Genomic DNA, 13,492 nt, shown 5'->3' with positions numbered 1-13,492 from the left:
CTCGGGTCGTCATATGCGTATGTGGGACGAGTTCCAAGCTATCGTCGCAAGGGGGCATTCGGTGATCGATACCAGAGACCTCATTGCAAAGCCCGCTTCTGGGAGATTGAGCCTCAGTTCGGAATGACCGCAAAGGGGGTGCAAAGCAGTCTCCGTACCTACTGGATAAGCGGCCACTTCAAGGCGAAGGTGACTGCCAATATAGGTATTACGGTTACTGCGCGGCCACTCCCTCTTAATTCCATGGCAGTTCACGCCAGTTCGTCTCAGTATCGTTCCGTTCACACGCCGCCAATCCAGCGAACACCGGAAGAATGTTCCCTCTTGCATACTGGAATGAAATCTGCGATACTCCGTTTCAATACTTTGACAGTGCAATTATTTGCTTGCCAAGGTTGGGGTCGAGCGTTCGAATCGCTTCACCCGCTCCATTCTTCCAAAACGTCGTAAGCCTCGGTTCGCCGGGGCTTTTGTGTTTCTGCGGCAGGGATTCCCACTCAAGACGGGGGCGGGCGGTTTTCGGCGCGCCAAGTTGCGGGGCTCATGGCGGTGACCCGGCGGAATTCGCGGTTGAAGTTCGATTTGGTCTGGAAGCCGGATTCAAGCATGGCCGAGGTCACGGACATGTCGGTGTCGCGCAGCAGCCGGCAGGCCTCCGCGATGCGGAAATCATTGATATATTGCGAGACGTTCCTGCCGGTCAGGCGGTTGATCGCGCCGGAAATCTGCCGGGCCGGCACGCCTGCCCGCCGGGCGAGGCGCGCGAGCGTCAGGTTTTCGTCGCGGAAGAGCTTCTGGTCGACAAGGAGCCGGTCGACCCGCTCCAGCACGTCGCGATCCCGTTCCGCCATCGAATCATCCCGGTCGCCCTCCTCCGGCGGGGCAGGCACGGCGCGGGCGCGCGCGGCGACCGCCGCGGTGAGGCCGGCCAGAAAGAGGCTGAGCAGGTTGGCGTTGCTGACGATCATCGGCACGTTCTCGCCCCGGCTCCACTCGAAATCCAGCGCGATGGCGATGTCGAGGGACGCCGAGAGGCAGAGCGAGCCGGCGGCGATGAGCAGCGCCTTGTGCGCGCCCGCGGCGCCGTCGAGCCGGGCCTCGTCCAGCCCATCGGGGCCGGCATTGGCGAGCCGCAGGAGGATGACGGCGTAGCCGACGAAGATGACGACGAGCGCACCGTCGATGAGATCGGGCGCCAGCACCAGAAGGGCGAGGATCGCCACCGGCGGCGCGGCATTCAGCCAGGGAAGATCCGCCCGGTCGCGATGCATGAGGCTCTGGAAGCTCGCCAGCACCAGCGGCGGCAGGCCGCCCGCCAGCACGGGCAGGACATAACGCACTGCCGTCACGTCGTAGCCCCAGCGCAGGCCGACGGCGATCGATTGCAGGATGCAGAGCCCGATCAAGGCGAGGAACGGCCGGTTGCCGCCTTCCTGCTGGCGCAGGAGCGCGACGAAACGCAGGAGCAGCAGGAGGGCGACGACGAAAGGCAGGGGAACGAAGAGCACGGGGCAGCACGGATCGGTTGGCGTTGGCCGGCATCATGATCCCGATCGCGATCAAGGGCGACCTCAAACACGATCGAGGACGCGACGAAGGGCAGGTCGCGGCGAGGATCTGCCGGTCAAGTCCTACCGAACGAGGTTCCGATGTCCATCCTTTCCCTGTTTTCCGCCTTCCTCCTTGCCAGTGCGGCTGCCACACCCGCCCATGCCGCCGAGGTCGGCGTCCGCACGATCACCGTCTTTGCACCGGAGCGCGGGCGCGATATCGACGTCACGGTCTGGTATCCGGCCAAGGCCGGCGGCGCGCCGCTGCTCATCGGCGACAACCGGCTGTTCAAGGGCGCCCCGGCGCATGGCGACGCGCCCGTCGCCGAAGGGCGTTTTCCGCTCGTGCTGCTCTCGCATGGCTCGGGAAGTCGGGTGGAGGGCATGAGCTGGCTTGCGACGGCGCTGGCCGAGGCCGGCTTCGTCGTCGCCGGGCCGAACCATCCCGGCACGACGAGCGGCGATTCGACGCCGGCCGCAACGCCAAGACTCTGGGAGCGCACCGCCGACCTCTCCGCCCTGATCGACGCCTTTTCGCAGGACGCCGCCTGGCGGGCGACGATCGATCCGGCACGCGTGGGCGTCGTCGGCTTCTCGCTCGGCGGCGCGGCGGCGATGGAGATCGCCGGCGTACGGGCGGATCTCGAAGCCTATGCCCGCTATTGCGACGACTACGGCAAGTGGGACTGCGCCTGGTTCGCCGGCGGCCGGGGATATGTCGACGACAAACCGGTGGCGGTGGAGAAGGTCGACCTGCGCAGGCTCGACAAGGCCCGCTTCGAGCAGTCGAACCGGGATGCGCGGGTGCGCGCGGTGGTCGCGGTGGACCCGGGGCTGGCCCAGGCCTATGCCGCGGACAGCCTGAAGGCGATCGACATCCCGCTCACCTTCATCAATCTCGGCAACGCGGACGCGATTCCCGAGGCGGTGATCGCGGACAGGCTAGCGGCGCTGGTGCCGCAGGCCTCCTATGCGGCGGTGGCGGAGGCCGTGCATTTCAGCTTCCTGCCGGAATGCAAGGAGGGCGGCGCCGACCTGCTGAAATCCTTGGGTGAGGTGGACCCGATCTGCGACGACCCCGGCAGCCGCACCCGGGCGGACATCCATGCCGAGCTGAAACAGCGGATCATCGATGCCCTCCAGAGCAGCCTGAAGGACTCGTTCTGAACAAAGGAAGAAGGGCCAGCGGCCGGTTCCGGTCGCTAGCCCTTCGCCATGCGGTATAAAATATGCCCTACGCGGCCCGGCGCTGGTAGGCGGCGCTGCCGCGCTCCTCGCCGATATGGAACTGCGACAGCGCGGCCTGGAGCTGGGCGGCCTCGCTGGCGAGCACCTGGCTGGCGGCCGTCGTCTCCTCCACCATGGCGGCGTTCTGCTGGGTCATCTGGTCCATCTGGTTGACGGCCGTGTTGATCTCGCCGAGCGCTGCGGACTGTTCCTGCGCCGCGCGGGTGATCGAGACGACGTGGTCGTTGACGCGGTTGACGAGGTCCTTGATCTCCGAGAGCACGTCGCCGGTCGACAGCACCAGCGCGACCCCGCCCTTCACCTCGCCCGCCGAAGCGTTGATCAGCGTCTTGATCTCCTTGGCGGCATTGGCCGAGCGCTGGGCGAGCTCGCGCACCTCCTGGGCGACGACCGCAAAGCCGCGGCCAGCTTCGCCCGCACGGGCGGCCTCGACACCGGCATTCAGCGCCAGGAGGTTCGTCTGGAAGGCGATCTCGTCGATGACCGAGATGATCTGGTTGATCTTCTGCGAGGACTGCTCGATGCGGCCCATGGCGTCGATGGCGTTCTGGACGATGTCGCCGGACTTCTCGGCGCTGTCCTTCGCCTCGCGCACGATCTCGGAAGCTTCGAGGGCGCGGGTCGTCGAGGTCTTCACCGTGGTGGTGATTTCCTCGAGCGCGGCGGCGGTTTCCTCCAGCGAGGCGGCCTGCTGCTCCGTGCGGTGGGCGAGCTGGTCGGCGGCGGCGGAAAGCTCGCGCGAATTGCCGGTGATGGTGCCGGCCGTGGAAAGAATGCCGGTCATGGTGCTGCGCAGCGTCAGCATGGCGCCGTTGACGTTCGCCTGGAGCTCGGCGAAGTCGCCCTGGAAGTGGCCGGCCATTTCCTGCGTCAGGTCGGCATGGGAGAGCGAGGCGATCACGCGGCGCACCTCGCTGACGCCCCGGTCGACATTCTCGACAAGCTCGTTGACGCTCGTGGCGAAGCGGCGCAGGTCCTCGTCCTCGTACGCCTTGGTGATGCGGCGGGAGAAGTCACCGGCGGCAGCGGCCGCCACGATCGAGCTGATGTTCGTCTGCAGGTCCTTGCTCTGCGCCTGAAGGGCCGCTTCCTGCGCCTCCATCTCGCGCATCTGCATCTCGTTGGCGCGGAAGACGTCGAGCGTACGCGCCATGGCGCCGATCTCGTCCTTGCGCTCGGTATAGGGGATCGCGTCATCGAGCTTGCCGGCGGCGAGGTTGGACATCACGCCGGTCAGGCGCTGGATCGGGCGTACGATGCCGTTGCGCGCCAGCAGCATGCTGAGCAGCATGCCCGCGACGATGCAGGTGAAGGCGGTCGCCAGCAGCACGGCCTGCGTCGTCGTCGAGCGCGAGATGGCGACGGCGCGCGACTGCGACAGCGTTTCGGCAGAGTAGGTCGTATATTCCTTGAGCGCGGCGGTAACGGCCTTCTGGCCCTCCAGAGCCTTGTCGAGCGCCGCGAGGATCGCGGCGCGGTCCTGGCCCTGCGATGAGCCAGCAATCGCCACCATGGCGCGGATATCCTCGAAATAGGGCGTCAGCGCCGCGCGGACGCCGTCGAGCAGCTTCTGCTCGTTGGCATCGGCCGTCGAGGCGATCTTCGGCAGGCGATCGAGCATTTCCTTGGCGCGCTTTTCCGTCTCGACGGCAAAGTCGGCGGCCTTTTCCGGCGCGATCGCCAGCTGGTAGGTCATGCGGCTGATGGCGATGACATCGATGCGCAGGTCCATGGCCTCGCGGGCCACCTCCTCGCGCGCGCCGGTATCCTGAAGCGCCGAGCCGAGTGAACTGAGCCCGCCCCCGCCGACGACGGCGATGGTGCCGGCGGCAATGCCCATCAGGAACACGAGAAGGCCGACTTTCCGGGAAATGGAGAGATCCGAAATTTTCATGGACAGGGTCCCACTAAAGCAATTCCGGCAAAGGCGCGAAGCGGTTTTGCATGCGGAGTTGCGACAAACAAAAGGTTGGAGCGTTTTCGCGATTCAAAGAAAGGCGGATACGCTCCTGGGCGACCGGCGCTGTCCTGGCGCGTTCGCTTCCGCACGTCCCGGTATCATTCCAGGCTCATGGAACAGTTTGTCCACTACAAAGGTTTCGATTCTGTTGCGTTGCGGCAAAGCCGTTCGCGAAGGTCAGCCCTTGCGGAAGGCGTAGTCCGTTTCCTGCCGCAGCGTTTCGCCGGGGCGCAGCACCGCAGCGGGGAAATCGCCGTGGTTGACGGCATCGGGCCAGACCTGCGTTTCCAGGCAAAAGCCGGCAAAGGCGCCATAGCTGCGGCCGTCGAGCCCCGGGACCGGCGGCCTGACCTTCGCGCCGGTATAGAACTGAACGCCCGGCTCCGTGGTCGACACCTCCAGCGAGACCCCCGAAAGCGGGCTACGGACCTCGACGACCGGGCGTTTCGCCTGCCGGCCCGGCGAGAGGCAGAAATTGTGATCGAAGGCGATCCCGCCTTCCTCCGTCTGCCGGCGCAGCGGCGTCCATTGCCGAAGATCGAAGGGGGTTCCGTCGACGGGCCGGATTTCGCCGGTCGGGATCAGGTTCCCGTCGACGGGCAGGTAGTGCTCCGCCCTGAGGCGAATCTCATGGCCGAGGGCATCGGCGCTGCCATCGAGGTTGAAATAGCTGTGCTGGCAAAGGTTGACGGGGGTCGGCGCATCCGTGGCGGCTTCGTAGAGGACGGACAGGATCCCGTCGCCGGGCAGCCGATAGGTGCAGGTCAGGGCGCAATTGCCGGGATACCCCGCGCGGCCTGCGGGATCGGTCAGCGTCAGGGTGACGAAGTCGGCGCCCTGCGCGGCGATCCGCCAGTTCTGCCGGCCGACGCCGTCGCTGCCTCCGTGCAGGTGCGTGACACCGCGCTCGTTGCATTCGAGCTGGAAATCCGCGCCGTCGATCGAGAAGCGGCCGCCGGCGATGCGGTTGGCGCAACGACCCGGCGTCGCCCCGAAATAGGGGGAGTGGTCGAGATAGGACGGAAGATCCTCGAAGCCGAGCACGAGCGGCGCATCATGCCCCTCGAGCCGCAGGTCCTGGATGACGGCACCCCAGGTGAGCACCCGGGCAGTCAGCCCGCCGCCGGCAATCGTGACGCGCTCGACCGCTTCGCCGGTCCCCAGACGGCCGAACACTTCATTTTCCGCACCCACGCTCCACTCCTCCGTCGGCCGATCTTTCTGGGCAACCTGCTGCAATTCCTCGTCACTCGCAACAGGAAAAGTCATACTTTTCGAAATCCGAACTCAGAAGGATTTCTGGTAGATGATGAAGGGGGTCTCGTCGGCGATGCGGTCGTAGAGCCGGCGCGCCGTCGCGTTGAACGCCTGCGTCATCCAGTAGACCTCCGGCGCGCCCGCCTCCCTCGCCTTGGCATAGACGCCCTCGATCAGCGCCCGGCCGATGCCGGAACCGCGCACGTCGGGATCGGCAAAGAGATCCTGCAGGTAGCAGACATTGCCGATCGTCCAGCAGGAACGGTGGAAGAGGTAATGCGCAAGGCCGACGGGCTTGCCGTCGAGCGTGGCGAGGAGGCCGCGATATTCGCCTTCCGCGGCCTCGCCCGTCAGCCGGGCGAAAGTGGTGGCATAAACCTCCTCCGGCAGCACCGTCTCGTAGAAGGCGAGATAGGCGGTCCACAGGCGGCGCCATTCGCCTTCATCATCTTCATGCAGCGGGCGAATGACGACACGGCTCACGGGTCAGGCTCCTGTTCCGATCTTTTCCAGATCATAGGGCGTGGTCTGGTAGATCTCGTTGATCCAGTTGCCGAAGAGCAGATGCGCATGGCCGCGCCAGCGGTTCTGCGGCGGCAGCGACGGATCGTTGTGCGGGAAATAGTTCTTCGGCAGCTTGATCGGCACGCCGGCCGAGACATCGCGGAAATATTCGTCGGCAAGCGAGGTGGAATCATATTCCACGTGGTTGAAAATATAGAGGCGGTTACCGGCCTTCTCCTGCACGAGGCAGACGCCGGTCTCGTCGGAATCGAGCAGGATATCGAGTTCCGGCACGGCCCGGATGTCCTCGATGCGGATCTCCGTCCAGCGCGAGACCGGCACCTCGAAATTGTCGGAGAAGCCGTTGAGGTAGATCGACGAAGGCTTGCGGTTGTGATGGCGGTAGACGCCGAAGGCCTTTTCCTCCAGCGTGTGCTTCGGCACGCCGTGGAAATGGTAGATCGCCGCCATCGCGCCCCAGCAGACATTCAGCGTCGAATGCACGTTGGTCTCGGTCCAGTCGAGGATCTGCTTCATCTCGTCCCAATAGGTGACGTCCTCGTAATCGAGCGTCTCCACCGGCGCGCCGGTGATGATGAAACCGTCGAACTTGCGGTGCCGCACCTCCTCCCACGTATCGTAGAAGGCAAGCAGGTGCTCTTCCGACGTGTTCTTCGCGCGGTGGCCGCCGACGCGCACCAGCGACAGCTCGACCTGCAGCGGCGAGGCGCCGACAAGGCGAGCCATCTGCACTTCCGTCTTGATCTTGTTCGGCATGAGGTTGAGCAACCCGATCTGCAAGGGGCGGATGTCCTGCCGGATCGCCACCGTCTCGGTCATCACCCGCACGCCCTCGTGAACGAGGGTTTCGAAGGCGGGAAGCGTATCGGGAATCTTGATGGGCATGTCTCACTCGATCGAAAAAACAAAACCGGCCGCAACAGTGTCGCAACCGGTCCACGGAAGGTTTTTCCTCGCGCGGCCCTTTAGCGACTTGTTTAACGTGGCTGCAAGCCGGCCGGCCAAATCACCACGAGCGATTTAAATAGCGCTCCTTGCGCCACGAATCAATCCACCGCCGGAAACGGGCAAGGCCCGGATGCGACAGGCATCCGGGCCTTGCTTCCTGAAGGAAGACGGCTGCTCAGTAGTAGCTGTAGTAGCGCTTCTTGTAGTACACCTTGCCGCCCCAATGGCCGCCCCAACGATGGCCGTAGTGACCATGGTGGCGCTTGACGCGGTAGTGCTTCTTGTAGCCGTGATGGCCGTGGCCGTAGCTCTTCCAGCCGTAGCTCTTGTGGCCGTAACCGTAATAGCCGGCCTGCGACGGGGCGGCGAAGGAAACAGCGGCGACGACGGCGACGACGGCGGAAATGACGAACTTGCGCATGGGACTCTCCTGATCTCTTCCGGGTTACAGGATGAGCTCCTCTCATCCAGTGATCAGACTGTCCCATATTGCCGGGCGCGGCGCTGTTTCGGATGGAACACGGCCCCGGCGCCCTTGATTTCGAGATTCCCTACCCTTCCAGCTCCTCGCGCAGCATTTCCAGTTCCAGCCATTCCTCCTCCATCGCCGTCAGGGAATGGCGCAGCTTTTCCATCTCCGCCGCCAGCCTGTTGAAGGTGGCGGGATCCTTGGTGAAGAGGGCGGGATCGGCCATCTTCGCCTCGCGGGCGGCGATCTCCTTCTCCGCCTTCTCCATTTCCTTCGGCAGGTTCTCCAGCGCGAACTTCTGCTTGTAGGAGAGCTTCGCCTTGCCCTTGTTCTCCGCCGGGACCGCGGCGGACGTTTCGGCCGCCTTCGCCTTCTCGGCCTTTTCCGCCTTGCGCTTCTCCTCGATCGCGCCGCGGCGCTGCGCCATCATGTCGGAATAGCCGCCGGCATATTCGATCCAGCGACCGTCGGGGTTTTCCGGGTCGGCGGGCGCGATGGTCGAGGTGACGGTACGGTCGAGAAAGTCGCGGTCGTGGCTGACGAGCAGCACGGTGCCGGCAAAGCCCGCGACGATCTCCTGCAGCAGGTCGAGCGTCTCGATATCGAGATCGTTGGTCGGCTCGTCGAGGATGAGGAGGTTCGTCGGCCGCGACAGGATGCGCGCCAGCATCAGGCGGGCGCGCTCGCCACCCGAGAGGTTGCGGATCGGCGTGCGGGCCTGCTCGGGCTGGAACAGGAACTCCTTCATGTAGCCGGTAACGTGCCGCTGCTCGCCGTTGACGAGCAGCGTCTCGCCGCGCCCGTCGGTGAGGTAATGGGCGAGCGTGTCGTCGAGGTTGAGGTCCTCGCGGCGCTGGTCGAGCGTGGCGATCTCCAGGTTCGTGCCGAGCTTGACGGTACCGCTGTCGGGCGCCAGCTGCCCGGTCAGCATCTTGAGCAGCGTCGTCTTGCCGGCGCCGTTCGGGCCGACAAGGCCGATGCAATCGCCCCGGTGGACGCGGATCGAGAACGGCGCGACGATGGTGCGCTCGCCATAAGCCTTGGTGATCTTCTCCGCCTCGATCACCAGCTTGCCGGATTCCTGCGCATCGGAGGCGCCGGCCTGCACGCTGCCCTGCGGCCCCTTGTGGCCGCGATAGCGGGCGCGCAGATCATGCAGTGCGCCGAGGCGGCGCATGTTGCGCTTGCGGCGGGCGGTGACGCCGTAACGCAGCCAGTGCTCCTCGCGCTCGATCGCCTTGCCGAGCTTGTGCTGCTCCAGCTCCTCGGCCTCCAGCACCTCGTCGCGCCAGGCCTCGAAATGGCCGAAGCCGCGGTTGAGCCGCCGCGACTGGCCGCGATCGAGCCAGACGGTGGCGTTCGACACCTTTTCGAGGAAGCGGCGGTCGTGCGAGATGACGACGAGGGCCGAGCGGGTGGACTGCAGCTCGCCTTCCAGCCATTCGATGGTCGGAAGGTCGAGATGGTTGGTCGGCTCGTCGAGAAGAAGGATGTCCGGCTCCGGCGCCATCACCCGGGCCAGCGCCGCCCGGCGTGCCTCGCCGCCCGACAGCGATTTCGGATCCTCGCTGCCGGTGAGCCCGAGATGTTCGAGCAGATAGGTGACGCGATAGGGATCGTCGCTCGGCCCGAGGCCCGCCTCCGCATAGGCCGCGACCGTGTCGTAGCCGTCGAAATCCGGCGCCTGGTGCAGGTAGCGGATCGTCGCGGAAGGATGACGGAAGACCTCGCCGGACTGCGCCTCGGCAAGGCCGGCGGCGATCTTCATCAGCGTCGACTTGCCCGAGCCGTTGCGGCCAACGAGCGAGATGCGGTCGCCCGGCTCCACCTGCAGGCTGGCGCCGGCAAGCAGCGGCGTACCGCCGAAGCTGAGGAAGATGTCGTCGAGTTTGAGAATGGGCGGTGCCAAGGGTCAGGCTCCTGAAAGGTCGTAGGGCCGGGCGATGAGAATGGCGCGACCGGCGGCGAGCGAAAGGCGGATCGGGCCTTCCGCCACGTTGGAAATGGTGCGCGAGGAGCCGAAGGGCAGCGAAAAGTCCTTCAGCGGATAGCGCGCATTGTCGATGGTGAGGCCGGAAAGGGGCGCAAGGCCGAGAACGGAGAAAAGGCTCCCCTTCGGCAGGTCGATGTCGCGACGGCCCGGCAGCAGCGGCCAGGCCTCCTCCTCCCCGGAGGTGAGCTTCACGGTAAACCCCTGCTCTTCCAGCGAGACGGCATGGAGGAGATGCATCAGCGCATGGTCGCTGCGTTCCCCGCCGAGCGCGCCGGCGAGCAGGATGGCGCGTGCCCCGCGCTCGGCCGCGACCGAAACGGCAAGCGCCCCGTCGGTCTCGTTCTTGGCGGCGGGATAGGGCTGGCGCTCGACCTGCGGCCAGGCGGCGACAAGCTCCGGCGGGGTCGAATCGAAATCGCCCACCCAGAGTTCCGGCAGGGTACCGAGGCTTGCCGCATGCCGCATGCCGCCATCCGCCGCAACGACGCGCGCGCCGGCCATGTCCGCGCGAAGACGCGGCGTCACGATGAGCGCGCCCCCGAGAAGGACGACGAATTTCGGGTCTGTCGATACCGGCATGGTCATGGCTGATGCCCTTAGCGCATGTTCTGCGGAAAGGGAAAGATTTTGCGGCCGAAGGCAAGGCGCGGCCGGCGGAAGGGCGTGAAACGCAAGAAGCGCGGGCAAAGCCCGCGCTTCGTTCTGGTCAGGACTGGAACCGGCCTCAGGCGGCCTTGCTTGCCGCGGCACCCCGCGGCGAGAAGAGCAGCCGGTCGGAACCGGCGGTCACCTTGACGGTCGAGCCGTCCGGGATCTCGCCGGCAAGGATCTTCTCCGCCATCGGATCCTGAAGGTGCTTCTGGATCGCCCGCTTGAGGGGACGCGCGCCATAGACCGGGTCGTAGCCCTTCTCGGCCAGCCAGTGCACGGCCTCCTCGTCGAGGTCGAGCACGATCTTGCGATCCTCCAGCAGCTTGCGCAGACGCGTGAGCTGGATGTCGACGATCGCGCCCATTTCCGACCGCCGGAGGCGATGGAACAGGATGATCTCGTCCACCCGGTTCAGGAACTCCGGCCGGAACGCCATCTTGACGACGTCCATGACCTGGTCGCGGACGCTGTCGCTGTCCTCGTTCTCGCCCAGCGCCGTCAGATATTCGGCGCCGAGGTTCGAGGTCATGATGATCATCGTGTTGCGGAAGTCCACGGTACGGCCCTGACCGTCGGTCAGGCGGCCGTCGTCGAGGACCTGCAGGAGCACGTTGAAGACATCCGGATGCGCCTTCTCGATCTCGTCGAACAGCACGACCTGATAGGGCCGGCGGCGGACGGATTCGGTGAGCGCACCGCCTTCCTCATAGCCGACATAGCCGGGAGGCGCGCCGATCAGCCGGGCCACGGAGTGCTTTTCCATGTATTCCGACATGTCCATGCGCTGGATCGCCGTCTCGTCGTCGAAGAGGAAGCGGGCAAGCGCCTTGGTCAGCTCCGTCTTGCCGACACCGGTGGGCCCGAGGAAGATGAACGAGCCGATCGGCCGGTTCGGATCCTGCAGGCCGGCGCGCGCGCGGCGGACGGCGCGGGAGACCGCCTGGACGGCATCCCCCTGGCCGACGACCCACTTGCCGAGCTCGTCTTCCATGCGCAGGAGCTTGTCGCGCTCGCCTTCCAGCATCTTGTCCACGGGAATGCCCGTCCAGCGGGAGACCACATGGGCGATGTTGTCGGGGGTCACGACCTCCTGCACCATCGGATCGACGTCGCCCACATCGCGGCCTTCGGCCTCCTCCAGCTCCTTTTCGAGCTTCGGGATGATGCCGTAGGCAAGCTCCCCGGCGCGCTGGAACTCACCCTTGCGCTGGGCGATCGCCAGTTCGTTGCGCAGTTCGTCGAGCTGGCGCTTCAGGTCCGCAGCACGGCCGAGCTTCGACTTCTCCGCCTGCCAGCGCGCGGTGAGCGCGGCGGCTTCCTCTTCCAGCGCGGCAAGGTCGAGCTCGAGCTTTTCAAGCCGATCCTGCGACGAACGGTCGGTCTCCTTCTTCAAGGCTTCGCGCTCGATCTTCAGCTGGATGATGCGGCGGTCGAGTTCGTCCAGTTCCTCCGGCTTGGAATCCACCTGCATGCGCAGCCGCGAGGCGGCTTCGTCCATCAGGTCGATCGCCTTGTCCGGCAGGAAGCGATCCGTGATGTAGCGGTTGGAGAGCGTCGCGGCGGCAACAAGGGCCGAGTCTGAAATCCGGACCTTGTGGTGCTGCTCGTACTTCTCCTTGAGGCCGCGCAGGATCGAGATCGTGTCCTCGACGGTCGGCTCGTCCACCATGACGGGCTGGAACCGGCGGGCAAGCGCCGCGTCCTTCTCGACATGCTTGCGGTACTCGTCGAGCGTGGTCGCGCCGACGCAGTGCAATTCGCCACGGGCGAGCGCGGGCTTCAGCAGGTTGGAGGCGTCCATCGCCCCGTCCGCCTTGCCGGCGCCGACCAGCGTGTGCATCTCGTCGATGAACAGGATGATCTCGCCGTCTTCCGCCTGCACTTCGGCAAGGACGGCCTTCAGGCGCTCCTCGAATTCACCGCGATATTTCGCACCGGCGATCAGCGCGCCCATGTCGAGCGCCATCAGCTTCTTGTCCTTCAGACTCTCCGGCACGTCGCCGTTGACGATGCGCAGCGCAAGGCCCTCGGCGATCGCCGTCTTGCCGACGCCGGGCTCGCCGATGAGGACCGGGTTGTTCTTGGTGCGGCGCGACAGGACCTGGATCGTGCGGCGGATCTCGTCGTCGCGGCCGATCACCGGGTCGAGCCGGCCTTCGCGCGCATCGGCCGTCAGGTCACGGGCGAACTTCTTCAGCGAATCGAAACCCTGCTCCGCGCTCGCCGTGTCGGCGGTGCGGCCCTTGCGGATGTCGTTGATGACCTGGTTGAGCTTGCCCGGCGTCACGCCGGCCTTCGCCAGGATCTCGGACGTCGCCGCGGATTTTTCGATCGCGAGCGCCAGAAGCAGGCGTTCGACGGTGACAAAGCTGTCGCCGGCCTTCTTTGCGGCCTCTTCGGCGGTGGAGAAAACCTTTGCAAGCGGCTGGGAGAGATAGACCTGCCCGTTGCCGCCGGAAACTTTCGGCTGCTTGGCAAGCGCGGCATCGTTGGCGATCCGCACATCGCGCGCATCGCCGCCGGCTCGCTCGATCAGCGACGTCGCCATGCCCTGCTCGTCATCGAGCAGCACCTTCAGAACGTGTTCGGGCGTGAACTGCGGATTGCCGTCGGCCAGCGCCTTCGTCTGGGCGGACTGCAGGAAGCCGCGAACGCGTTCGGAGTATTTTTCAATGTTCATCATTCACCTCCAGGACTCGGCCGGCCCTTCGAGGCACCGGTCGACGTTTCAGGATAAGGCTCCCATCAGGCGAGCCTGTCATGCATGCGATCCCCGGCCTTGCGACGGGTCAACCGCTTGAAACGAATATGGTGGAGGGTTTTCTGGAATTAAAGGGAGCGCCTGGCCGCCGCCGGAGATTTTTCGCGGGCGCCTTGCAAAACGCAAGAAC

Annotated in this window: 10 protein-coding genes and 1 riboswitch; of the genes, 1 reads left to right on the top strand and 9 read right to left on the bottom strand. The window is 65.6% G+C overall.

The window, feature by feature from the left end:
- Positions 1 to 497 precede the first annotated feature (497 nt).
- Positions 498 to 1,508 (bottom strand): helix-turn-helix domain-containing protein, encoded by a 1,011-nt coding sequence (locus tag MUU56_RS21140; RefSeq protein ID WP_244769259.1) that lies wholly within the window; start codon positions 1,506 to 1,508, stop codon positions 498 to 500.
- A 141-nt stretch (positions 1,509 to 1,649) separates the two neighbouring features.
- On the opposite strand from MUU56_RS21140, the gene MUU56_RS21135 reads away from it, so the two are divergent.
- Positions 1,650 to 2,717, top strand: a complete 1,068-nt coding sequence (locus MUU56_RS21135; RefSeq protein ID WP_244769258.1) for an alpha/beta hydrolase family protein — start codon at positions 1,650 to 1,652, stop codon at positions 2,715 to 2,717.
- 67 nt (positions 2,718 to 2,784) lie between these two features.
- Here MUU56_RS21135 and MUU56_RS21130 read toward each other — a convergent pair whose 3' ends face one another.
- From MUU56_RS21130 to clpB, 8 genes are all read right to left on the bottom strand, one after another.
- On the bottom strand, positions 2,785 to 4,692 hold the full coding sequence (locus MUU56_RS21130; protein ID WP_244769257.1) for a methyl-accepting chemotaxis protein: 1,908 nt from the start codon (positions 4,690 to 4,692) through the stop codon (positions 2,785 to 2,787).
- Between the two features lie 243 nt (positions 4,693 to 4,935).
- Positions 4,936 to 5,952 (bottom strand): aldose epimerase family protein, encoded by a 1,017-nt coding sequence (locus MUU56_RS21125; RefSeq protein ID WP_244769256.1) that lies wholly within the window; start codon positions 5,950 to 5,952, stop codon positions 4,936 to 4,938.
- Between the two features lie 93 nt (positions 5,953 to 6,045).
- A complete protein-coding gene (locus MUU56_RS21120; RefSeq protein ID WP_244769255.1) occupies positions 6,046 to 6,498 on the bottom strand; it encodes a GNAT family N-acetyltransferase in 453 nt (150 codons plus the stop codon).
- Between the two features lie 3 nt (positions 6,499 to 6,501).
- Positions 6,502 to 7,425 carry a homoserine O-acetyltransferase MetA gene (gene metA / locus MUU56_RS21115; protein WP_244769254.1) on the bottom strand — a complete coding sequence of 308 codons (924 nt, stop codon included), beginning with the start codon at positions 7,423 to 7,425 and terminating at the stop codon, positions 6,502 to 6,504.
- A gap of 60 nt (positions 7,426 to 7,485) precedes the next feature.
- Positions 7,486 to 7,563: riboswitch (SAM riboswitch) on the bottom strand.
- A gap of 100 nt (positions 7,564 to 7,663) precedes the next feature.
- Entirely contained in the window at positions 7,664 to 7,909 is a 246-nt protein-coding gene (locus tag MUU56_RS21110) for a hypothetical protein (protein WP_244769253.1), read from the bottom strand.
- A 130-nt stretch (positions 7,910 to 8,039) separates the two neighbouring features.
- Positions 8,040 to 9,866: an ABC-F family ATP-binding cassette domain-containing protein gene (locus tag MUU56_RS21105; RefSeq protein WP_244769252.1), complete on the bottom strand. Its 1,827-nt coding sequence runs from the start codon at positions 9,864 to 9,866 to the stop codon at positions 8,040 to 8,042.
- Between the two features lie 3 nt (positions 9,867 to 9,869).
- Positions 9,870 to 10,529 carry a thiamine diphosphokinase gene (locus tag MUU56_RS21100; RefSeq protein WP_244769420.1) on the bottom strand — a complete coding sequence of 220 codons (660 nt, stop codon included), beginning with the start codon at positions 10,527 to 10,529 and terminating at the stop codon, positions 9,870 to 9,872.
- Between the two features lie 145 nt (positions 10,530 to 10,674).
- The gene (gene clpB, locus MUU56_RS21095; RefSeq protein ID WP_244769251.1) at positions 10,675 to 13,281 is read right to left on the bottom strand and encodes an ATP-dependent chaperone ClpB; all 2,607 of its coding nucleotides are present in this window, start codon (positions 13,279 to 13,281) and stop codon (positions 10,675 to 10,677) included.
- Positions 13,282 to 13,492: the final 211 nt, after the last annotated feature.

The organism is Shinella yambaruensis, from assembly GCF_022899355.1.
Lineage (GTDB): Bacteria > Pseudomonadota > Alphaproteobacteria > Rhizobiales > Rhizobiaceae > Shinella > Shinella yambaruensis.
The sequence above is the reverse complement of the archived record's forward strand: the minus strand, read 5'-3'. Positions and strand labels throughout refer to the sequence as shown.

Coding starts and splice junctions, on each gene's coding strand:
- MUU56_RS21135 (WP_244769258.1), top strand. CDS start 1,650: ATGTCCATCCTTTCCCTGTTTTCCGCCTTCCTCCTTGCCAGTGCGGCT.
- MUU56_RS21130 (WP_244769257.1), bottom strand. CDS start 4,692: ATGAAAATTTCGGATCTCTCCATTTCCCGGAAAGTCGGCCTTCTCGTG.
- metA (WP_244769254.1), bottom strand. CDS start 7,425: ATGCCCATCAAGATTCCCGATACGCTTCCCGCCTTCGAAACCCTCGTT.
- MUU56_RS21110 (WP_244769253.1), bottom strand. CDS start 7,909: ATGCGCAAGTTCGTCATTTCCGCCGTCGTCGCCGTCGTCGCCGCTGTT.
- MUU56_RS21100 (WP_244769420.1), bottom strand. CDS start 10,529: ATGCCGGTATCGACAGACCCGAAATTCGTCGTCCTTCTCGGGGGCGCG.
- clpB (WP_244769251.1), bottom strand. CDS start 13,281: ATGAACATTGAAAAATACTCCGAACGCGTTCGCGGCTTCCTGCAGTCC.